Origin of the sequence: Catenibacillus scindens (assembly GCF_014202115.1) — a bacterium.
Taxonomy (GTDB): domain Bacteria; phylum Bacillota; class Clostridia; order Lachnospirales; family Lachnospiraceae; genus Catenibacillus; species Catenibacillus scindens.
Genome location: NZ_JACHFW010000001.1, coordinates 50,501 through 73,673, shown reverse-complemented (window position 1 = coordinate 73,673; position 23,173 = coordinate 50,501). Strand labels below are relative to the sequence as shown.

The window sequence follows — 23,173 nt, the reverse complement described above, 5'->3', positions numbered from 1 at the left end:
ATAATGGAGAATAGTATGGCTAAAAAATGGGTGGCGGCAGGCATTTTGGCTGCGGCTGCAGTGATAGGAGTATATTTTTGGAACATGTTTTTTTATAGTGAAAAAAAGGTGTTTACCCAGTCGGGGGAAGTGTTTGGAAACCCTCTTATGGGCTATGCTCCCAGCGCTTGGCATGAGGAACTTTCCCAGGATATCCAGCTCCTTTATGTGGATGTGACCTGGCGGGAGCTGGAGCCTGAAAAAGGAGGCTATGACTGGGAGAGTATTGAGGAAGAAAATCAGTTTTTACGGTGGCGTGAGGAAGGCCGGCATATTGTCCTTCGATTTGTCTGCGATATCCCAGGAGATGAACCTCATATGGATATTCCTGATTGGCTCTATGAGGAGACAGGGAAGGATGGACAGTGGTATGACATGGAATATGGCCTTGGCTACTGTCCCGATTATAACAATGAAATTTTTATCGAGGGGCATCGTCGGGCGGTGGAGGCCATGGGGCAGCGATGGGGCGGCGACGGCCTCGTCAGTTTTATTGAACTTGGAAGTCTGGGCCACTGGGGAGAGTGGCATGTAAATACATCTGTCGGGCTCCCATCCATACCTGACAGCGATGTGCGCCTGGAATACATTCTTCCCTGGAGGGAGGCCTTTCCAAACGCCATGATCCTTATGCGCCGGCCGTTCAAGGAGGCCGCGGAGTACGGGTTTGGCCTTTACAATGACATGGCCGGGGAGGCGGACAGCACCCGGACATGGCTGTCGTGGATTGACAGCGGAGGCGTCTATACCCAGACCGGGGAGGAAGACGCCCTGGCGGCTATGGAGGATTTTTGGATGACAGCGCCAAGCGGAGGGGAGCTGACAAGTTCCGTACCCATGGAGACGCTTATGGGAGAGGCGCTGGATCAGACGGTGGCTTTGACAAGAGCTTCCCACACTACATTTCTAGGTCCGAAGATTCCAGACAGGGAAAATGTGCCGGGCTATGAGACTCTCCTTGAAAATATGGGATACCGGCTGTGGATTTCGTCAGCCTCGTTAAAACCGAGATTTGGAGGCAGCCGTTTGTCCTTTACACTGGAAAATGACGGCGTGGCTCCTTTTTATAAAGATTGGCCGGTATGTGTTTACATTCAGGACGGCCGGGGACAGATTGTTGAGAAAAAGAAACTGGATTTTCGACTTTCACAGCTTCTACCGGGAGAAAAGATAAATTTGTCTGTAAAACTTGAAACTCATGTGCTGAAATCTCTGGACAGCGGCATGACAGTCAGCCTTGGGATTGTGGATCCGATGACCGGGAAGGACGCAGTGCGCCTGGCCAACGAAGGGACACAAAATAGTGAAAGATTTGTATTATTTTCGGGGCAGTAAGCTAGACGGACGTTCTCAAATCTCTATTTGTCCAACGCTTTGAGAGTCAGCGACCCCGCTCTGAGTCCGGCTTGATGCCCTGATGTCTGCGGTGGAAAAATTAACTGGGATAAGATCAGATGGCGGCAATATAAGATATTAGATCTGAAAAGGAAAAGAGGGGTGTTTATGGATCATGCAGCTGCGGCAGTAAATCAGGCATTCAGAGAGGAACATGAGATGCTCGCTCTCGCTATGGGAAAAGCGCCCCATATTTTGTGGGAAGTAGATATAAACAGCAGAATTTACAGCGTATATGACATAGAAAAGTGGGCCTGTGACGAAACAACAGAAATTAAGAATTTTCCGAAAGGATTTATAGATAGGGGACTGGTTCATCCAGATTCTGAGGAAGCCTTTTTAAAATTCGGGGCAGATCTTTTAAGCGGCAGCAGCGGAGGATCGGCCAATTTTATCATGAAGGAACAGGAGGACGGATGTTACCAGTGGGTTTCTCTGACCTACCGGATGATTCTGGACAGCGGGGGGATGCCGGCGAAAGCTGTGGGGATACGGGAGAATCTTCCAAGTGTGTCCGGGACAATTTTTTCAGCGTTTCCAAGGCGGCCTCTGCCGGAACTGGTGCGCCACCGTCTTCTTCTGCGGATCAGCGCCAGTCTGACGGAAGATGTGATTGAAAACCTGTGGCTGGAAGGCGCTAACTGCTCCCCATGGGCCCGCGGACTTTCTTATAGCGATATGATCAATCACAGAGAAAAACATCTTTTTGCCCGGGGAGAGACGAAAGCTTTTGAGGAGGATTTTCAGAGGGAGGCGCTGATTTTACGATACAAATCCGGACAGCGGTGGTTTTCAAAAGATTACCGCCGTGTGGACAGCGGCGGTAATATCCGCTGGATGCGTGGGACTGTTAACCTTAAAGAGGATAAATCCACGGGACAGGTCTATGTTTTTGCCTGTTTTACCGATGCTCAGCCCATACATGAGAAAGAAAATCTTCTGACGGAAAATATTGAATATGATCCCAATGGTGGGATGTATCAGTATTTCACAGGTGTCGGTATGATTAAAGCATGGCTTGCCACCTTAGATCCGGACAAAACCTGCGCGCTTATCGCTGTCACTCTCATAGGGGGAGAAGCCGGGGAGGATAGAAAGAGCGGGGATCAGCGGATTTATGACTGGATAGGTGTGGCATTGTCCCTGGCCCTTGGCAATGACGGAATTTTTGTCCGATACGATGTGGGAAAATTTCTCTTTTTCGTGGAGGAGGATTCCAAATACAAAATCCGCCAGCACGTAGAGGATGGCTTTGCCTATGTGCGCAACGTCTTAGGCGATGTGAGGCCGGTTGAACAGATGCGGTTTGTCGCAGGTGTTGTCATCAGGAAAGTCCTGGAAATCCAATGGGATCATCTTTTGGAACAGGCGGATTTTCTGTGCCATATGTGGGCTAATGCCGCTATGGATTCCGTAGTTTTTGCCCGGGAGGATGACCTGCAGATCCAGGGAGAAAGCCGCGCTCTGTCCGGGACGGACAAGGTTTTAAAATGCGACACCGGTGTACCGGGAGAGCCCTGCGCGGACGCATCTGGCCGTACACAAAAAGAGCCCCGCGCTGCTAAGGACGGTGATTTTCGGGAGGAAGACGAGGCAAAGGCAGCCTTTGACTGTGTGACGGCCATGATTACTTCAAAATCTCTGAGTGACTGCGCTAGACGTCTCTTAGAGGGAATCGGCGATTATTATCAGGCGGACAGAGCCTTTATGCTGACATTGTCCAAAGACCAGAGGGAAGTTTCTCTCCGCTATGAGTGGGATAGCCATGGAAAGCACAGTATCCGACAAAGCGGGGCCGGCATCAGCATTGACAAATTTCCCACGCTTCTTCAGTGCGTGGAGACTTCTGAGCCGGCCACGGTCAGCCGGCCGTGGGGATCTGCGGATCATACCTGTCAGTACAGCTGTTTTATGATTTGTCCCCTGTTAAGCGGCAGGAAGACGCTCGGCTTTGTGTGCGTGGAAAATGCAAAAGTTCACGCCCAATCGCTGCATTTTGTTCAGCAGGTCAGTGTACCCTTTTTGGAAATCGCAAGGCATTTTTGGAAGACGGAAAAGGCCGGGGGATCTGCAATACAGGACCCTTTAAATAACCTGCCAAATCTGCGGGATTATGAGAATATCGCCTATGCGTTTAATTCGGACCATTACAGTACCATGGGGGCTGTCGTTTTGTGTGTCAGCGATTTTTCATCGCTCAACGCCACCCGGGGGTTTTCCTATGGCTGTGATGTCCTGAACTGTATGCTGGAAGAATTGGAAACGGTTTTTGAACATAAATATGTGTTCCGGATTTGGGATGCGGAGTTTGCCGCTCTGCTGCCAGACACCACGCAGGATGTGTTTAACGCGCGCTGCCTGCGGTTAAGGACGCGGATTGCCCGCCGTTATCCGGGAATTATAAAAATGGGCAGCACATGGTCTGACGGGATCTTTAATGCCAGAGCCCTGGTGAGGGAAGCGAAAAACCTTATGAAATGTGACGTGGCCCTGTCGCCGGGAATGTCTGCTTCCTCTGTCAGCCTGTGGTCCGAGAAGACTTTCCCCGTGGCTGTAAAGCAGTATATTCCTTATTATCAGCCGAAAGTGGATATGAGAGACGGTCATCTGGTGGGTGCGGAAGCTGTCGTCCGGGGACTTGGGGAAAACGGCCGGATCATTATGCCCGGCGAATTTGTCGAATCTCTGGAGAGAGACGGAGGCATCAGAGAACTGGATTTCTTTATGTTAGAAAGTGTATTTTGCCAGCTGGATCAGTGGCGAAAAAAAGGCCTTGCTCTGCCGAAAATTTCTGTAAACATATCCCGGCGCACATTGTTTCACCCTAACACACTGGCCTCTGTGCTGGCAATTCAGAGCCGCTACCCCGATATTCCCCAGGGGCAGGTGGATCTTGAGATTACTGAGACCGCGGGGACGGTTGAGACGCCAACGCTCTCGGCGGTGGTGGAACGCTTCAGGGAGTTTAATATAGAATTTGAATTGGACGATTTTGGTTCCAGTTATGCCAATATGTCTATTTTAAGCCATATCCGGTTTAATACGATCAAGCTGGACCGAAGTCTTGTCAAAGATATTGTGGGGAACGAGATCAGTACAATGCTTGTGAAAAATATTGCGGATATATGCCGGAATTTTGAAATGAACTGTGTGGCTGAAGGGGTGGAAAACCGCCAGCAGATCCGCACGCTTGTTGAAGCGGGATGCCTTTACGCCCAGGGATATTATTATTCAAAGCCGGTGCCGGCATGGAAGTTTGAGGAGCTTTATTTAAGCGGGCAGACGACTGAGAAAGTTTGAGGAGGTTGTACCGATGATGAGTGGAGAGATATTAAAAGAAAATCATCAGAATGTGGAAAATCACCCGGATAAAAAGGATAAACTTTTGGTAATCGGCATCGGGGCTTCTGCCGGGGGTTTAGAGGCCCTTCAGCAGTTTTTTCATCATATGCCGGGCAACAGCGGCCTGTGTTTTGTTGTGATTCAGCATTTATCCCCGGATTATAAAAGCCTGATGGCAGATATTCTGGGAAAACATACGGAGATGACTGTACTCCAGGCGGAAGATGGCATGGAAATTTTTCCGGATACAGTGTATCTGATCCCTCCCAAGCATAATCTTCTGTTAAAAGGCAGTCACCTCATCCTGGAAGAACAGATTCCGGGCCGCCTTAATCATCCCATTGACGTATTTTTTAATTCCCTGGCCAGGGAGGGGCGGGAAAAGGCCATTGCCGTGGTTATGTCCGGCACTGGTTCCGACGGCACCAGCGGAATTAAGGCGATCAAGGAAAACGGCGGACTTGTGATTGTTCAGGATCCGGAGACTGCTAAATTTGACGGGATGCCCAGAAGCGCCATGAACACAGGGCTGGCGGATTTCGTACTTTCGCCGGAGGAGATTGTGGAGGAGATTTTAAATTTTTCCAACAATCCTTCTATTATAAAGTTACATGAAAAAGAAGTGCTGTTTTCCGACGAGGAGACATTTTCCCATATTTACAGCCTGCTGAAAAAAGCCAGCGGCATTGATTTTACAAATTATAAGCGCACGACGGTCCTTCGCCGGATTGAGCGGCGGATGGTGGTCACTCACAGTGCCAGCCTGAACGAGTATGTGAATCTTTTAATGAATGATAAGGAGGAGAGCAACACCCTCTCCAAAGAGATTCTCATAGGTGTGACCAGTTTTTTCAGGGACGCGGATTATTTTGAGAAGCTGAAGAATGAAATTATTTATACGATTGTCCGGCGCACTGCCCCCAACGGCTCTATCCGGGTGTGGAGCGCCGGGTGTTCCACCGGGGAGGAGGCTTACTCCATCGCTATTTTGTTCAGTGAAGTGATGAATGAGATGAATACTCACAGGGATGTGAAAATTTTTGCCACGGATGTGGACACCAGGGCGATCGAGCAGGCGGGCAAAGGTATATTTACAGAAAGTATTGTGGACGATGTATCCGCGGAGCGGCTGGCCAGGTATTTTACAAAGAAAAATGAGCAGTATATGATTTCCAAGGACATTCGCCGGATGATTATTTTCGCGCCTCACAATATGCTCTCGGATCCCCCTTTTGGAAAGTTGGATTTAATTTGCTGCAGAAATGTGATGATCTATTTTCAGCCGGTTCTCCAGCGGACGCTTTTTGCAATTTTTCACTCTGCCCTTAAAAAGGAGGGCTATCTGTTTCTTGGAAAAAGCGAGACTGCGGGAGAGTACAGCAATGTCTTTTTGCCGGTCTGCGGCGCGGAAAAAATTTATATCCACAAAGGGGAAGGGCGTGTGGATGAGTTTACGCCGCCGGCCTTTAATATTCCAAACATCCATACGGTGACGCACAGGGCAACGGGCATCGGTGAGCGGGATAGCGGGGATTACACCATAGAGAGTACATATGTGCAGTTTTTAGAAAAATTTCTCCCTGCCTCTGTTATTTTAAATGAAGCTAACAATGTGGTCCATTTTTTTGGAAATTATCAGGATTATATGAACATTGCCCCGGGAAAGGCGACGTTTAACTTTTTTGCCATGATCCATCAGGATTTAAGCCTTGTGGCTTCTACGGCCCTTAACCGGTGCCGGTCTGAGCATGAAGCGGTGACCTACACCGGGATTGCCGTGGATTTAAAAGACGGGCGCAGGATAGTGGATCTGACGGTGGCGCCTGTACCCGGGCGGGGCAAGGAGGAGAGCGGGCTTACCGCCATACTGTTTTTTGAACATCATGAAGGAGACTCTGAGGAGGGGATCACGGAAAAGTATGATGTGGATATTACGGCAGCGCGGCGTATTGCGGATCTGGAGCAGGAACTTCATGAATCCCAGAATGATTTAAAGGCAACGATCGGCGAGCTTGAGACCGTCAATGAGGAACTCCAGGCGGCCAATGAGGAGCTGCTGACTGCCAACGAGGAGCTGCAAAGTTCCAATGAGGAGCTTCAGTCAGTCAATGAGGAATTATATACCGTAAATACGGAATACCAGCAAAAGCTGGATGAACTGACGATGCTGACCAATGACCTGTCTAATTTTCTCTCATCGACCATGATCGGCATTTTGTTTGTGGACAGCAATCTCAACATCCGGAAATTTACGGAATATGTGGGGCGGGAGTTTCAGCTGATGGATCACGATGTGGGGCGTTCTGTACAGATTTTTGCCCACAGCTTTCCCAGCGAGGATATTGTCAGTGACGCGCAGCAGGTTCTTAAAAATCTTGTGCCCATTGACCGGGAAGTAACATCTATGAACGGGCGGTGCTATACCCTGAGGATTGCCCCCTACCGGACGACGGAAAACAGTATCCGGGGTCTTGTCATCACGATCATTGACAGCCTTGGAGCTAAAAAATAAAGGGCAAGTCTTTCAAAGAGGCCTCCGGCAGCGCCGGAGGCCTCTTTGGGAAGTTACGAATTTTTTATGAAAAACATTAAAAAAATATAAAAAAGGTTGATTTTGCCAGCGGGTGTGCTAGGATTTTCTTATCTATTTTATGGATTAAAGGAGATTTTATTAATGGGAAAAGTAATCGGCATAGATTTGGGGACGACCAACAGCTGTGTCGCTGTTGTGGAAAATAATGCCCCGGTGATTATTCCAAGTACATCCGGGGCCATGACCACGCCAAGCGTAGTGGCTTTTACGAAAAAAGGGGAGCGGCTTGTGGGGGAGAGCGCCCGCAGACAGGCGGTGACCAATCCGGACCGGACAATCGCCTCTGTAAAGCGTCATATGGGTACAAACTGGCATATGCGCATTGACGGAACCGATTATAAACCTCAGACCATCAGCGCCATGATTTTAATGCAGCTAAAAAAGGACGCGGAAGATTTTCTTGGCGAGCCGGTCACAGAGGCAGTGATCACCGTGCCCGCCTATTTTAATGACGTCCAGCGCCAGGCCACCAAAGACGCGGGGCGTATCGCAGGACTGAATGTGAAGCGTATCGTTAACGAGCCTACCAGCGCGGCCCTCTCTTACGGGTTGAACCACGGTGAGGATCAGAAAGTTATGGTCTATGATCTTGGCGGCGGAACGTTTGATGTATCCATCATTGAGATTGGTGACGGGGTTATTGAGGTGTTGTCCACTTCCGGCGATAACCATCTTGGCGGAGATGACTTTGACGAGCGGATTGTCTCCTGGATCGTATCAGAATTTAAAAAAGAACATAGAGTAGATTTATCCAAAGATTTCGCCGCTATGCAGCGGATCAAAGATGCGGCGGAGCAGGCCAAGAAGGAATTGTCTGCCACGGATCAGACACAGATCATGCTCCCATATTTGGCCCAGGTCAAGGGGGAACCGGTGCATATGGACCTGACGCTGACGAGAGCCCAGTTTGAACGGCTTGTATCCGATCTCATTGACCGGACAGAAGGTCCGGTGCGGTCCGCTCTCTCCGACGCGGGGATATCCCCGGCCCAGCTTGGCCGGGTGCTTTTAGTTGGCGGATCTACCCGCATTCCGGCTGTACAGCAGAAGGTTCGTTTTCTTACAGGAAAGGAGCCGTCACAAAATATCAACCCGGATGAGTGTGTAGCCAAGGGCGCAGCTATCCTTGGCAGTACGCTGGCAGGAACCGGCCTTGTGTCGGCAGGAACTGGAAAAAATCTTCTCCTTTTGGATGTGACGCCTTTAAGCCTGTCTATCGAGACGGTGGGCGGCGTGGCTACCCGGCTTATTGAGCGCAACTCCACGCTTCCAGTGCGTTACTCTAAGATCTTTTCCACTGCGGCTCCCTATCAGACAGCGGTAGATATCCATGTCCTTCAGGGCGAACGGCCTATGGCCAGGGATAATAAGACCATCGGCAAGTTTAAGCTTAAAGGGATCAAGCCGGCACCGGCGGGGGTTCCTCAGATCGAGGTGACTTTTGATATTGACGCCAACGGCATTTTGAAAGTCTCCGCCAAGGATCTGGATACGGGAAAGCAGCAGTCCATCACTATTACCGCCGATGATCGTATGTCTGAGGCAGAGATTGAGCAGGCCATTGCGGACGCCCAAAACTATGCCGGCCAGGATGAAGTGCGGGTGAAGGCAGTAGATCTTCTGGGGGAAGCCCAGAAACTTTTAAGTCAGGCAGACCAGGCCATACAGGCTGGGAAAAAGCAGATGGATAAAGGACTGAGAAAGCAGTTGAAAAATGATACGGCCGCCCTTCGCCGCCTTGTGGTCAAGTGCCGTCTGGAAAAGGTGGATGAAGGGCAGCTTGACCAGATCCGCGCCGCCAGGGAGCAGTTGGAGGGCACCCTTTCACAGGCCGGGAGATAAAAACAGAAGAACATATAGGAAACGTCATAATAATATTTATTATGACATTTCCTGCGCCGATTTTTGCTGCGCAAAGCGCAGATCTTTCCTTGCAAAAATCGTGCGCATCCCCCGGAGGGTTTATAGTAAACGACAAATATATTTGTCGTTTACTATAAAAGGCAGACGGCGTGTGTTTAACGCTCTTGACAATCCGGAAAAATGGGGTAATAATAAAATAAGTTCCGGGTAGCTTTGGCAAACCGGAAATGATGAAAGACCGGAGGTAGAACCTATGTTAAAAGCACTTGAAGAAAAGGGCATGGTCAAGTTTTTAAGCAAGTTTGACGATTATCCTTTTCGTATCCGCTTTGAAGGCAAAGAGTACCTTGTTGGTGAAGGTGAGCCTACTTTTACTGTAGATTTTAAAAAGGCCATCCCGGTGAGCGATTTGCTGACCAGTACGTCGATCGCCCTGGGTGAGGCTTATATGAACGGAGATATTGAGATCGAGGGAAATCTTTACAATGCCCTGGATCATTTTCTCGGACAGATGGGTAAGTTTTCCACCGATTCCGTGGCTTTGAAGAAACTGATCCACACATCCACGTCTAAAAAGAATCAGGCAAAGGAAGTGACCAGCCACTACGATATTGGCAATGATTTTTACAAGCTGTGGCTGGATGAGACGATGAGTTATTCATGCGCCTACTTTAAAAATGAAGATGATACACTGTATCAGGCCCAGGTGAATAAAGTGGATTACATCCTGCACAAGCTTTGCCTTAAAGAAGGCATGAGCCTTCTGGATATTGGCTGCGGATGGGGATTTCTTCTCATTGAAGCTGCCAAAAAGTATAAGATCAAAGGTACGGGCATTACTTTAAGCCATGAGCAGTATGATGAGTTTAAACGCCGGATCAGCGCCCAAGGGCTGGAAGATTACCTGACTGTGGAGCTGAGGGACTACCGGGATCTGCCGTCATCAGGCAAGACCTTTGACCGGGTGGTCAGCGTAGGCATGGTGGAGCATGTTGGCCGGGAAAACTATCAGCTTTTTATGGACAGCGTCAGCAAAGTGCTTAAAGACGGCGGTGTATTTTTGCTTCATTTTATCAGCGCCCTGAAGGAACATCCCGGTGACGCCTGGATCAAAAAGTATATTTTCCCCGGCGGTGTTGTACCGAGTCTGCGGGAGATGATCTACTGCGCTGCGGAAGACAATTTCCACACTCTGGATGTAGAAAATTTAAGACTTCACTACAACCGTACCCTCCTTTGCTGGGAGAAAAATTATAAAGAACATATTGAAGAGGCAAGGAAGATGTTCGATGAGAAGTTCCTGCGCATGTGGGATCTGTATTTATCCGCCTGCGCCGCCACCTTCCACAACGGCATCATCGACCTGCATCAGATCTTAATGACCAAGGGGATCAACAACGATCTGCCTATGGTGCGCTGGTATTAATGCCGGAAGATATTTATGGAAAACGGATGAATCACGGAGTTCCTTCATTTACAATGAAAGCGATCAAAGGAGATCCCTATGTCGGGATCTCTTTTTTTGAACGCAAAAGCACTTGACACTCCCGAAAAATCAGTATATATTTTAATGAAGCGTACTGCGTTATGCTAAAGCGCCGATGAGTCCCGATAGGGAAATACCGGCGGCTTCTATACAAGAGAGGAGGATTATCATTGATCCGGTATATTATAAAAAGGCTGATGCAGCTTATTCCTATTTTATTTGCGGCCTCTGTTCTGATCTTTTTTCTAGTGCGGCTGGCGCCATCGGACCCCATCGCGTCCATGACCGAAGGGCGGCGTATCAGTGAGGAAACCCGGGAAGCTCTGGAAAAACAATATTATCTGGATCGTTCCTATCCGGAACAGTATTTTATATGGATCACCCACGCCCTTCAGGGGGATCTGGGCGACAGTTTCCAGTACCGTCAGTCGGTAACGTCACTGATCGCGGACCGGCTTCCAACAACATTGCAGCTTGTCATTATGAGCGCCATTTTGTCCATTATTATCGCTGTACCTGTCGGAGTTTTCAGCGCGGTGAAAATGAACACGGCCCTGGATCGGACGCTTTCTATATTGACGCTGATCTTTGTGGCGTCGCCGGTGTTTTTGACAGGTATCGTGCTGATGATCGTTTTTGCCCTGAATTTGAATTTGTTCCCAACTTTTGGGACGGGCTATGATTTTGTGTCCAATTTGTATTACCTGTTTTTGCCGGCGTTGGCTCTGAGTCTGAATATGGTAGCCCTGATTGCCAGGATCACCCGAAGCAATATGATCGAGCAGCTCAATTCCAACTATGCCACTACAGCCATCGCTAAAGGCATTCCATACCGGAAGGTAGTTATGGGCCACTGCTTTAAAAATGCCCTGATCCCGGTGATCACTGTGGCCAGTATCCAGATCGGTACCATGGTGGTGGGGGCTGTGCTTGTGGAAAACGTATTTGCCCTTGGAGGTCTTGGGGATGTGCTGATTTCCGGCGTCAAAGCGTCGGATTACCCTGTGGTCCAGGGAATCACCCTGATGCTGGTAACGCTGTTTCTGGTGATTAATTTGATCGTAGATATTGTTTATGCGTTTATTGATCCCCGTATCCGTCTGGGGAAAGCATAAGACCATCATGACGAAGGAGCGTACATAATGAAATTTAGTGGATTATTTTGGCACAGGCCGTTGATCCGGACCCAAAGGCGCAAGGAAGGTTCCTTTTTTACAGTGCCTATGGCCATCGCCCTGGCTGTGCTTATTCTTATTATATTATGCTGTATTTTTGCCCCTGTGATCTCGCCCTATTCTCCCACGGAGCAGGATCTGTCCAAGGCCCTGGCCCAGCCGGGGGCCAATCATCTTCTGGGAACGGATAATGTGGGACGGGATCTTTTGACCCGCCTGTTTTACGGCGGCCGTACAACACTTCTGTGCGCTTTGGGGGTTGTTGTATTGTCTATGGTCATAGGGATACCTCTGGGACTGTTTTCCGGGTATTACGGCGGATGGATAGATACGGTCATCGGCCGTATATGTGACGTGGTTCTGTCTTTCCCGTCTCTCCTTCTGGCTTTTGTATTTGTTGCCGGTTTTGGCAGAGGGGTGAGCAATTCCATTATCGCACTGGGTATTGTCTATGTGCCTATGCTTGTCCGTCTTGTCCGGTCTCTGACACTTGTGGAAAAAAACAAAACCTACGTGGAAGCGGCTATGTCCATCGGATATTCAGATCTTCGGATCATGTTTGTCCATATTCTTCCAAACTGTATTTCCACAGTGACTGTCCAGGTGACTCTGGACCTGGCATACGCTATACTGGACCTGGCATCTTTAAGCTTTCTCGGCCTTGGTGTTCAGCCGCCTACGGCGGATTGGGGAGCGATGCTGGACGAGGGACGGAATTTCCTTTTGCAGAATCCGCTCCTTGCCTTAGCTCCAGGCATTGCCATTATTGTGACGGTGGTGGCCTTAAATATTTTCAGCGACGGCCTGCATCAGTACTTTGAACCTGTTCAGAGAAAGCTGCCTAGCTTCGCGAAATATGAGAAAAAACAGCGCAGGAAGGCAGGTGCGGCATAAATGACAGATAAATTACTTGAAATAAAAGATCTGTCTCTGGATCTGATGTCTACCCGTGGCATTGTCTACGCCCTGGACGGGGTGTGTCTGGATATTGCTCCTGGCGAGATCCACGGCCTTGTGGGGGAGAGTGGCTGCGGAAAAAGTATGACGTCAAAATCCATTATGGGCCTTCAAAATCCTGCCCGCAGTCGTATGCGGGGGGAAATTATCTTTGAGGGAAAAGATCTCTTAAAATTATCAAAAAAAGAAATGAATAAGATCCGGGGAAGGGAAATTTCCATGATCTTTCAGGATCCGATGACTTCCTTAAATCCCCTGATGACCGTTGGACGGCAGATTGAGGAGTGTTTTCTCACCCATGAGAAATGTTCCAAGGCAAAGGCCAGGGAGCAGACATTGGAAATTTTGGCAAAGGCGGGGATCGAGCCGCCTAAGAAGCGGATCGACCAGTATCCCCACGAACTTTCCGGCGGCCTTCAGCAGAGAGTCATGATCGCCATGGCTATTGCATGCCGTCCCAAACTTCTCATTGCCGACGAGCCTACAACGGCCCTGGATGTGACTATCCAGGCCCAAATACTGGAACTTCTTAAAAATCTCAGCCGGGATATGAATATGGCGATTTTGCTGATCACCCATAACTTTGGCATTGTGGCGGAGGTCTGCGACCGCGTGTCGGTTATGTATGCCGGAAGGGTTGTTGAGACGGCAGACACCCGGACTATTTTTAAAAATGCTGCTCATCCCTACAGCCAGGCCCTGATTGACAGTATACCCAGGGCCGGGAGCGAGGAGGAGTATCTTCCAACTATTCCGGGAAGCCCGCCTCAGCTTTTTGCCAGAAATGAGGGCTGTCCTTTCCGCGACAGGTGCCCTAAGCGCTTTGCCGCCTGCGACCGGACGCCTGGGACGGTCTGGTGCCAGGACGTGCCGGGGCATACTGCCGCCTGTCATTTAATATCCCAGGAAGGCCCGGAGGTGACAAAAAATGCGTGAGAATGAACCAATGATCACAGAAAGTGATCAGGAAATCATAATGGATGTCAGGGATATTAAAAAGTATTATCCCGTGGCCAGAGGGAGCTTTTCAAAAGGTAAAAAAAAGACGCTGAAAGCTCTGGACGGTGTTTCATTAAAAATAAAAAAAGGGGAGATTTTCGGTATCGTTGGCGAGAGCGGCTGCGGTAAGTCCACTCTGGGGCGGGCCATGCTGCGTCTCTTTGACATTACCGACGGCCAGGTGATCTTTCAAGGCCAGGATATTACCCATTTTTCCAGAAGACAGATGAAAAATTACCGGAGAGATATGCAGATGATCTTCCAGAACCCCTACTCTTCATTTAACCCTAAGTTAAAGATCGGTACGTCACTTCGGGAAGTGGGGCAGGTCTATGGCATGAGCCAGGAAAAGACCGGGGAGAAGATCAGAGAACTTCTGGATTATATTCATCTGCCGGAGGATATGCTTGTCCGCAGCCCAGGAGAACTTTCCGGCGGCCAGCTCCAGCGTCTGGCCATTGCCAGGGCGCTGATTTTAGACCCAAGTTTTATTGTGGCCGACGAGCCGGTGTCCGCCCTGGATGTGTCTGTACAGGCTCAGATTTTAAATCTCATTACGGATCTGAGGAAAAAGATGGGGATGACTATGCTTTTTATTTCCCATGAGATGACCGTGGTTGAACATATATGTGACCAGGTGGCAGTGATGTATCTTGGAAAGGTCATGGAGGTGGCCCCCACAAAGGTACTGTTTAAAAATTTGCTCCACCCCTACACACAGGCTCTTATGTCCGCCATCCCAAAGGCGGATCCGGAGGCTAATACACAGCGGATTATGCTGGAGGGGGATATCCCCAACGCCATTGATCTGCCTCTGGGCTGCCGTTTCGCTTCACGCTGCCGTTTTTGTACGGAGGAGTGTAAAAAGGTTAGCCCCCAGCTTACCGATGTCGGCGACGGCCATTTTGTGGCCTGTCATAGATATAAAGAGGGCGGGAAATCCTGACCCTCGCTATTGTAGCAGTTTTGCTGTCCCATCCCGGATGACACAACTGTTACGCGTTATATTCTTTTATTAAGGAGGTTCACTATGAAAAGATGGATCAGTTTGGCGCTGGCAGGCGCAATGGCATTGTCCCTGCTATCCGGATGCTCAGGGAGGGAGGCCGGAGGCTCTACATTTACTGTAGCCCTGGACAGTGATATTGTTGCTCTTGACCCGGCGTTTGCTTACGATTTTACAACAAACCCTGTGATCAACCAGATCACAGAAGGACTGCTCACATTTGATGAAAATAATGAGCTTGTGCCATGGCTTGCTTCTTCATGGAGTCAGACCGATGACACAACTTATGTGTACACGATCCGGGATGATGTCTGCTTCTCCGACGGCACACCCATGACTATGGATGACGTAATTTTCTCTATTGAGCGTACGATGAACCCAGATACCGGTTCCTACCTGGAATGGATGTTCGCACCTGTGGAAAGCATTGAGCAGACCGGAGACTGGGAACTGACTGTTAAGCTGTCTCAGCCGTCGGCCACATGGCAGTATGTTTTTGGTACCACTGCCGGACATGTGATCAGCAAGACTTATTATGAAGAACACGCCGATAATTTCGGCACCGCCGAGGGCGGCATTCTTGGCACCGGCCCCTACAAATTTGAGAGCTGGTCCAGCGGACAGAGTATTGTTCTGACGAAAAATGAAAATTACTGGGATGATACAGCCGATACTCAGATTGAGCGCCTTGTATTTAATGTGATCCCTGAGGACACCACCCGCGTCACAGCTTTACAGAGCGGCCAGGTGACTTTTACAGCGTCCACGCCGCCGGATATGCTGGAAACACTTGAGAGCGACGATAGCCTTGAGGTACAGAGCATTCCTACTATGGGCGTGACTTTCCTGGCCTTTAATACCCAGAGAGCGCCTTTTGATGACGTGAATGTTCGCAAAGCCATTTATTCAGCCATTGATGTGGCGGATATTAAAGAAAACATTGTCAAAGATACCGGTGAGACAGCAACCATGCTGCCCAGCAACTCTTCTCTTTTTACAAGCAGCACAGAAACCTGGAATGATTATGCCGCTGCTCATCCGGCTTATACCTATGATCTGGATCAGGCCAAAGAATATCTGGCGGCATCCGCTTATCCGGATGGGTTTGACTGTACGCTCCTGACAACAGAGGCATCCATCCGCTACTCCATGGCACTGGCGATTCAGGAAGACCTGAAAGCCTTGAATATTAACGTGGAGATTGTCCGTGTTTCCGCTGATGAGCATACCGCTTACCAGTTTGGAAATATGCTGGACGCAAACGGCGACAGAGATTACGATATGATCATCGCCGGATGGGAATCAGATTATCCGGATATTGCGGGAAATATTGAGCCGCTCTACTCCGGCGCAAACACCGGCGAGGGCGGATCGAACACAGCCGTTTACACCAATGACCAGGTGGACGAACTTCTGACCCTTCAGGCGCAGAGTACAGACCCGGATGAGCGCACCAGCTACCTTCTTGAGGCCATGGATATTATTGTTGAAGATGTTCCTTACATTTTCCTTGAGTATCCAAACCGCCAGGTGACCATGCAGAAAGGCTATGAAGGCTTTACCCTTAATGCTTCCTGGCTGTGGAACCTGCAGTTTAAAAATTTCCGTCAGGCCCAGTAACCCTTAACTCTTTAAAAAAGTGGGATTTCATCCTTCGCCCGGTGAAATCCCACTTTTTTTTCGTGGTGCGAGCCCGGTTGTTCCTGCGGGCAGTGAGCCAAGGGGGCGCATTCACTATTTTATGCCCCATCACCTTGCTGTGGGGAAATTGGCTTTATGCGATAAGTCCGGTTGTTGACTTATTCTCCCAGTCCAGATATAATATGGTGAGACAAGCGACAAAAGGTCATGCGGGCTGCGCTTGCGCAGGTAAGCATGGCTTTGTGGCGCGCAAAACACCGAAAAGCAGCCATTTTTCTCATAAAAATGAGCGGATTTGAGGTGTTTTTAGGATTGCAGGAGTACGAAGTGCGGAGCAATCCGTGTCTCATGCCCATTTGTCGGGCAACTCATATGGTGAGACCAGGGTCAAATAGACACATATTTATGCTTGCATGAAAATGTGAACTGAGTCAGGAGAGTGAGTTATGAATAAGACACCTTTAAATTTTATGTACCGTTTCTGCTCAGGAGCGGTGACGGTGGCCGGGACACTGGCCCTTGTGCTGCTTAGTGTCTTTGCGCTTATATTTCGGACATGGATTCCCATGAATAAAAATGAAGAAGTATATGTTCAGTTTCAGAACCCTTTTGTGTGGTTGGCTATTCTTGCCGTGATTGGGCTGCTGATTGTTTTGGCTCCGCAGATTGGCAGGATTCCTGAACATACACTTTTTCTCTGCCTGGGGTGCCTGTATGCTGTGGCAGGATGTTTTCTGATCTTTAATACGGACCCTTCTGTACGGTCCGACGCCTACGGTGTCTTTGAGAGCGCCCTGTCTATGAATGAGGGACGGTTTTCCTCTCTTGAACCGGGAGGCTATCTTTATATTTATCCCCACCAGTTGGGTCTTGCCACTTTTGAGCGGATCTTAATGGCCTTTAGTGCCGATATTACCTTTTTCTTTTTGGCAAATCTTGTGATGATGATCGCCATTAATTTTATCCAGTGGAAATGCTGTCAGATGCTTTTTGACAACGGGCTGGCACGCAGATATACCATCCTGCTGTCCTTTCTGTTTCTCCCCGGCCTGTTTTCCATTTTGTTTGTCTATGGACTGATCCCCGGCCTCCTTTTTCTCTATATTGGTGTTTACGGCCTAATATCATGGCTTTACGGCAGGGGAAAATTTGCACCGGCGGCAGCCGTTTTCGGGGTAGGTATGGCCTGTTTGATCCGAAATAATTATCTTATAGGAGCCATCGCCGTCTTTATTATTCTGTTTATGGATTTTCTGAAAGAAGTCCGGTGGAAGAGTCTGATTTTGGCACTGGCTATTGTGGCGGCGGCTCTCATTCCGGGAAAACTGCTGACTTGGGGATATGAGGCGGCCGCAGGCGCTGATCTGAGCCGGGGAATTCCTAAAATCATGTGGGTGACTATGGGACTTCAGGATAATGAGGACTCGTCTTTTGTGGGCGGGTGGTTTAACGGCTATAACTATAATGTGTATATGGACAAGGATATGGACTCGGAGACTTCCGGGGAGCAGGCAAAGGAAGATCTTAACGACCGGGTGTCAGAGCTGCTTGGTGATCCGGCAAAGGCTGCCGTTTTTTTCGGAACAAAGGCGATATCTACATGGACGGACCCTCTCTTTCAGTCCATATGGTCTGGGCCTCTGGAAGATATGGGACAATATACCCATAAGGGGATACTTAAAAATATTTATACGGGCCAGGAAGGTTATGAGATTCTTATGGTCCTATGCGCAGCTATTCTTTTTATTATTTACGGGGGCGCCGTCCTTGGAATCTTTTTGAGGCCGGGCGGAATGAAATGCGGCCTGGATCTAAAAGTCATGTTTCCTTTTTTGTTTTTGGTGGGCGGTTTTTTGTTCCATCTTGTCTGGGAGACAAAAAGCCAGTATGTCTTTCCCTTTGTGATGATGCTCATTCCCGGCGCTTCCTTTGGACTTGTATTATTTAAAGAACGTTTGGAGAGATTAAGAAGAAAAACAGGAGGAGCAAAATGAGAGAACTTCCAGTATTATCCATTGTCATTCCCTGCTATAACGAAGAAAAAGTCCTGCCAGTGACAGCGCCGGAATTTCTGGGAGAGCTGGAACATCTGGCCGGCCGGGGAAAGATCAGCAAGGACAGCTATATCCTTTTTGTCAATGACGGCAGTAAAGACGCCACCTGGGACATTATAAAAAATCTCTCCCTGGAAAATCCCCATTTCAGAGGAATTTCCCAGAGCCGCAACCGGGGCCATCAGAACGCGGTGCTGGCAGGTCTTATGGACGCCCGGAAAAGAGCGGACATTACGATTTCTATTGACTGTGACGGTCAGGATGATATCCACGCCATGGAAGCTATGGTAGACGCCTATCATGGCGGGGCGGATGTGGTTTACGGGGTTCGCAGCAAGCGGACAACAGACACATTTTTTAAACGTTTTACTGCGGAAAGTTTTTACCGCCTTATGAACTGGATGGGGGCAGAGGTCGTGTTTAACCACGCGGATTACCGTCTCCTCTCTTCCAGAGTTTTGGACGCTCTGGCGCAATTTAAAGAGGTGAATATTTTTCTCAGGGGCATGGTTCCCCTTATTGGCTTTAACAGTACCTCGGTGTACTATGAGCGCCATGAGCGCCTGGCCGGGGAGAGTCATTACCCTCTAAAAAAGATGATTGCCCTGGCATTTGACGGGATTACCAGCCTTTCTATCCGCCCCATACGCATGATCACCGGTGTGGGCGCCCTGATCTCTGTTCTGGGATTGATCGCCATTTTGTGGGCTATTATCATGCGGGTGAGCGGCAACACTGTGGACGGTTGGGCCAGCCTTGTGTGTATTGTTGCTTTCCTGGGTGGCATACAGCTTTTGTGTCTGGGGATTATCGGGGAATATGTGGGAAAAACATATCTGGAGACAAAAGGAAGACCAAGATACATTATCAGCGAGCGTACACCCGGAGAGAATGTCCGGGAGAAAGGAAATATTGATGATAGAAGCAATTTATTATAACGGAACGATTTATACAATGATCCGGGAGGGGGCGTCTGTGTCGGCGGTGGCTGTGTCTGGCGGACGGATCGAGGCGGCCGGCACAGATGAGGAGATCCTTGCCATGGCGGAAAAACATACATATTTGTGTGATCTTAAAGGAAGATGTGTTGTCCCTGGATTTACAGACAGCCACTGTCATCTTATGGCTACAGGGCTTGATCTGATCCGCCTGGATTTAAGGGGGGTGAGATCCTGGGATGAGATTATTGTCCGGGGAAGAGCCTTTATAGAGGAACACCCTCCGGCGCCTGGAGAGTGGGTTATCGGCTACGGCTTTGACCACAATATTTTTGATGATCCCATTTTGCCGGACATTCATGTGGCGGAAAGTATTTCCACACAATACCCGGTGTTTTTAGACCGGATCTGCGGCCATGTAGGGACAGTCAACCGAAAAGTTTTAGAAATTGCCGGCTATGATGACGACACGGTGGTCACCGGCGGTGTCCTGGATAAAGACGAAAACGGGCACCTTAACGGAATTTTGAGGGAAGCGGCTTTGGATTATATACGGCGGCTGGTCCCGGTTCCGGATGTGAATATGCTAGCAAGAAGCGCAAAAAAAACTATGGATATTGCCAACAGCTTCGGGATTACTTCCATGCACACGGATGATTTGGAGAGCGCTGATTTCGATTCTGTGATGGCGGCCTATGACCTTTTAAAGTCCAGAGGGGAAATGACGGTGAGAGTCTGGGAAGAAGTACAGCAGCCGAGAGTTCCCCAGCTTAAAAATTTCCTTCAGCGGAATATGACTACCGGGTGGGGCGATGAATATTTCCGTATTGGAAATATTAAAATATTAACAGATGGTTCCCTGGGGGCCAGAACGGCCTACATGCGCCAGGACTATGCCGATGATCCGGGAAACAGAGGAGTTGCGGTCTATACTCAGGAAGCCCTCGATGAGGTGGTGGAACTGGGGCACAGATCCGGTATGCAGATGGCGTTTCATGCCATCGGCGACGGGGCTGTGGAACAGTGTGTACGGGCTGTGGAGAAGGCTCAGAATGCCTGGCTCCAAAAAAAGCTACGTCACCGCATTGTCCACTGTCAGATTGCCGGACGGGATCTTTTAGAGCGGCTTGCCGCTGCGGGGATAGGCGCAGATATCCAGCCGGCATTCACAGCCTCTGATGCGCCACTTGTAGGAAGCCGCCTTGGAAAAGAGCGGGAACAGGAATCTTATATGTGGAAGACCATGCTTGATGTAGGTATGACTATCGGGGGAGGCTCCGATTCCCCGGTGGAGACATTAAACCCGCTGTGGGGGATCTATTGCGCTGTCACTCGCAAGGACGGGGAGCATAAGCCGGAAGGAGGCTGGCATCCCACAGAGAGATTGAGTGTTTACGAGGCGGTTTCTTTGTATACCAGGGGCGGCGCCTACATGTCTTTTGATGAAAAAGAAAAAGGACAAATTGCCGCCGGATATCTGGCAGATATGGCTGTTTTATCCAAGGATATTTTTAAGACTGACCCTGAAGAAATTGCAGATATTTCTGTGGAGTTGACGATTATGGGCGGAAAGATCTGTTATGAGAAAGACCATTCCGCGCCGCTTCTTTGCTCATGAACTGGCGCTTTGCACATCAGGAATGGCGCGGTCTGGTCCTTATGCAGGCATAAACCATCTCGCGCCGTTCCTGATGGCCAAACGGTTGCTACAAATTTTGTAAAAAATTTTGAAATTAGATATATAGTGTGCTATAATGTCCACAGAGCAGACTTTAGTGAAGAAATGAATGGTGACAGTTAGCCATGAGAGATGGCAGATCTGTATTGTTACAATGTATGAGAGGTAGATCTATGCTAAATAAGGAAAAGATCCGTCTGATGACCCGTACTGCCATTTACGAAAAGCGTGAAGGCAAGGACGATTTAAAGATGAATCAGTATTGCAGCAGTGACTATGTGCGTTTTAATATGCTTAAAACGTTAATTGGCGTAACCATTAGCGTTTTTTTATGCAGTTGTATTTATTTGATGTGCATTTCCGAAGATATTTTTCAACTGATCTTTAAAATTGATATCGAGGCACTGGCAAGGCTTTTGCTTACGGCTTATTTTCTCGCCCTTGTAGTGTATGTGATCATCTGTCTGCTGTATTATCCCTATAAGTACAGCCGGGCGAAACGGCGCCTGAAACAGTATAATAAAAATCTGACCATGATCGAGGAGTATGATGACATGGAAGAGTCCGATAAAGAATGGCCAGGAGGTAGCGAAGATCATGACGAAAGCAATTGAATATAAAGAAAAGATTATCCAGGTGTATAAAAGCTATGAAACTTATTTCCAGATCCTTTTCAAATTCCTGGTAGCGTTTTTTGTCTTTGGTTATATCAACGACAATCTGGGGTATTATGCCGTACTGAACAATCTGGGGATTCAGGTGCTTTTGTCACTGATCAGCGCTATCATCCCATCGTCGGTGTTCGTCCTTCTGGCGGCGATAGTGTCATTGATCCATTTATACCGGCTGTCTCTTGTGATGATGCTGTTGGCTTTTGTTGTGTTTGTGGTATTTTATTTTCTCTATCTGAAATTTGCACCCACCCATGGTGTGCTGATGATGGTGATTGTTGTTTTAATGCCGTTAAACCTTCATTTTGTCGTACCGCTCATCGCCGGCCTGTTTTTTACTCCCTTTACTATTGTGCCTGTGGCCTGCAGCTTTATTGTAGCCAGTTTTGTCCGTTATATTGTGGAGGCTGCGCCTATGGTGGAAGATGTGGGAACCGATCTGGAAGCCATTGTGGCGGCTTACCAGTATGTTATTGACCATGTTCTTGAAAATCACACCATGCTTTTGTATGCCGGTGTTTTTGCGGTGATGATCGTTGTCACATATGTGATCAGCCGTCTGCCTTTTGATTATTCCTGGTACATTGCCATCGGTGCCGGAACCCTTGTGGGGATTATCGGTATGATTGTAGGCGCCGGAATTGTGGATGTCCAGATTTCTGTGGGGGGAACCTTCCTTGGATGTGTTATTTCCGGCCTTTTTGTGGCGGTGGTTCAGTTTTTACGCTGCTCTGTGGATTACAACCGCAAAGAATTTGTCCAGTTTGAGGACGATGACTATTACTATTATGTGCGGGCAATTCCTAAAATGGGAGTGTCCCTCCACCATAGCGAGAAAAAAGCGGCTCCGCAACAGCCCGCAGCATCCCGCTCTGAAAAGCGTGTGCGTGGAAAAGGCGAAAAAGATTTTAAAGACAGCCTGAAAGGTATTTTTTCCAGGCATATGGATGATGATGATGTATTTGAGGAGGATTTCTCGCGGAGTGACGATATTCCCGATGTGACAGTTCCAAAAGAGGAGGAGGGAGATTCCTTTGGAGACAGCTCCAAAGAAAGCGAAATCATCATCCCTCAGATCAAAGTCCCTCAAAGAACTGTGGTTCCCAAAAGTGCTGTGCTAAAAAATGGTTCCTCAAAGCCGGAGGTTTCAAAATCGGTTTCGCCGGCTCAGCCGAAAACTGAAAAGAAAAGTTTTGACTTTGACTTCGATGATGGCTATGACGATTCTGTGGAAGATTACAGTTCCGACGATTCGGATTTTTAATTGTTGCATGTAAACGCAGAGGGCCTTTCTTTTATAGGGGAAAACCTTTGCTGGTTTGTAGTATATTATGAT

15 protein-coding genes are annotated in these 23,173 nt (G+C 48.7%); all 15 read left to right on the top strand.

All coding sequences use genetic code 11. The features are described 5' to 3' along the window. Positions 1-15 precede the first annotated feature (15 nt). Complete coding sequence (locus tag HNP82_RS00300; RefSeq protein ID WP_243164588.1) at positions 16-1,374, top strand: DUF4832 domain-containing protein; 1,359 nt, start codon at positions 16-18, stop codon at positions 1,372-1,374. Positions 1,375-1,542: 168 nt separating this feature from the next. Beyond that, entirely contained in the window at positions 1,543-4,734 is a 3,192-nt protein-coding gene (locus HNP82_RS00295; RefSeq protein ID WP_183770179.1) for a bifunctional diguanylate cyclase/phosphodiesterase, read from the top strand. Positions 4,735-4,747: 13 nt separating this feature from the next. Continuing rightward, positions 4,748-7,288, top strand: coding sequence for a chemotaxis protein CheB (locus tag HNP82_RS00290; protein WP_183770177.1), 2,541 nt, complete (start codon positions 4,748-4,750; stop codon positions 7,286-7,288). A gap of 162 nt (positions 7,289-7,450) precedes the next feature. Further along, the gene (dnaK, locus tag HNP82_RS00285) at positions 7,451-9,211 is read left to right on the top strand and encodes a molecular chaperone DnaK (RefSeq protein ID WP_183770175.1); all 1,761 of its coding nucleotides are present in this window, start codon (positions 7,451-7,453) and stop codon (positions 9,209-9,211) included. A gap of 274 nt (positions 9,212-9,485) precedes the next feature. Continuing rightward, the gene (locus tag HNP82_RS00280; RefSeq protein ID WP_183770167.1) at positions 9,486-10,658 is read left to right on the top strand and encodes an SAM-dependent methyltransferase; all 1,173 of its coding nucleotides are present in this window, start codon (positions 9,486-9,488) and stop codon (positions 10,656-10,658) included. Positions 10,659-10,888: 230 nt separating this feature from the next. Then, a complete protein-coding gene (locus HNP82_RS00275; RefSeq protein ID WP_207720517.1) occupies positions 10,889-11,833 on the top strand; it encodes an ABC transporter permease in 945 nt (314 codons plus the stop codon). A 27-nt stretch (positions 11,834-11,860) separates the two neighbouring features. Further along, the gene (locus tag HNP82_RS00270) at positions 11,861-12,787 is read left to right on the top strand and encodes an ABC transporter permease (protein ID WP_183770166.1); all 927 of its coding nucleotides are present in this window, start codon (positions 11,861-11,863) and stop codon (positions 12,785-12,787) included. After that, positions 12,788-13,786, top strand: coding sequence for an ABC transporter ATP-binding protein (locus HNP82_RS00265; RefSeq protein WP_183770164.1), 999 nt, complete (start codon positions 12,788-12,790; stop codon positions 13,784-13,786). After that, on the top strand, positions 13,779-14,795 hold the full coding sequence (locus HNP82_RS00260) for an ABC transporter ATP-binding protein (RefSeq protein ID WP_243164587.1): 1,017 nt from the start codon (positions 13,779-13,781) through the stop codon (positions 14,793-14,795). The genes HNP82_RS00265 and HNP82_RS00260 overlap by 8 nt, the downstream gene beginning before the upstream one ends. Positions 14,796-14,879: 84 nt before the next feature. Beyond that, positions 14,880-16,475 (top strand): ABC transporter substrate-binding protein, encoded by a 1,596-nt coding sequence (locus tag HNP82_RS00255; RefSeq protein ID WP_183770162.1) that lies wholly within the window; start codon positions 14,880-14,882, stop codon positions 16,473-16,475. Between the two features lie 467 nt (positions 16,476-16,942). Continuing rightward, a complete protein-coding gene (locus HNP82_RS00250) occupies positions 16,943-18,490 on the top strand; it encodes a hypothetical protein (RefSeq protein WP_183770160.1) in 1,548 nt (515 codons plus the stop codon). Continuing rightward, positions 18,487-19,488: a glycosyltransferase family 2 protein gene (locus HNP82_RS00245; protein ID WP_183770158.1), complete on the top strand. Its 1,002-nt coding sequence runs from the start codon at positions 18,487-18,489 to the stop codon at positions 19,486-19,488. The genes HNP82_RS00250 and HNP82_RS00245 overlap by 4 nt, the downstream gene beginning before the upstream one ends. Further along, positions 19,466-21,106: an amidohydrolase gene (locus HNP82_RS00240; protein ID WP_183770156.1), complete on the top strand. Its 1,641-nt coding sequence runs from the start codon at positions 19,466-19,468 to the stop codon at positions 21,104-21,106. Before HNP82_RS00245 ends, HNP82_RS00240 begins: the two co-directional genes overlap by 23 nt. 233 nt (positions 21,107-21,339) lie before the next feature. Continuing rightward, positions 21,340-21,780 carry a hypothetical protein gene (locus tag HNP82_RS00235; protein ID WP_183770154.1) on the top strand — a complete coding sequence of 147 codons (441 nt, stop codon included), beginning with the start codon at positions 21,340-21,342 and terminating at the stop codon, positions 21,778-21,780. Then, on the top strand, positions 21,764-23,101 hold the full coding sequence (locus HNP82_RS00230; protein WP_183770152.1) for a hypothetical protein: 1,338 nt from the start codon (positions 21,764-21,766) through the stop codon (positions 23,099-23,101). The genes HNP82_RS00235 and HNP82_RS00230 overlap by 17 nt, the downstream gene beginning before the upstream one ends. The last annotated feature ends 72 nt before the right edge of the window (positions 23,102-23,173 follow it).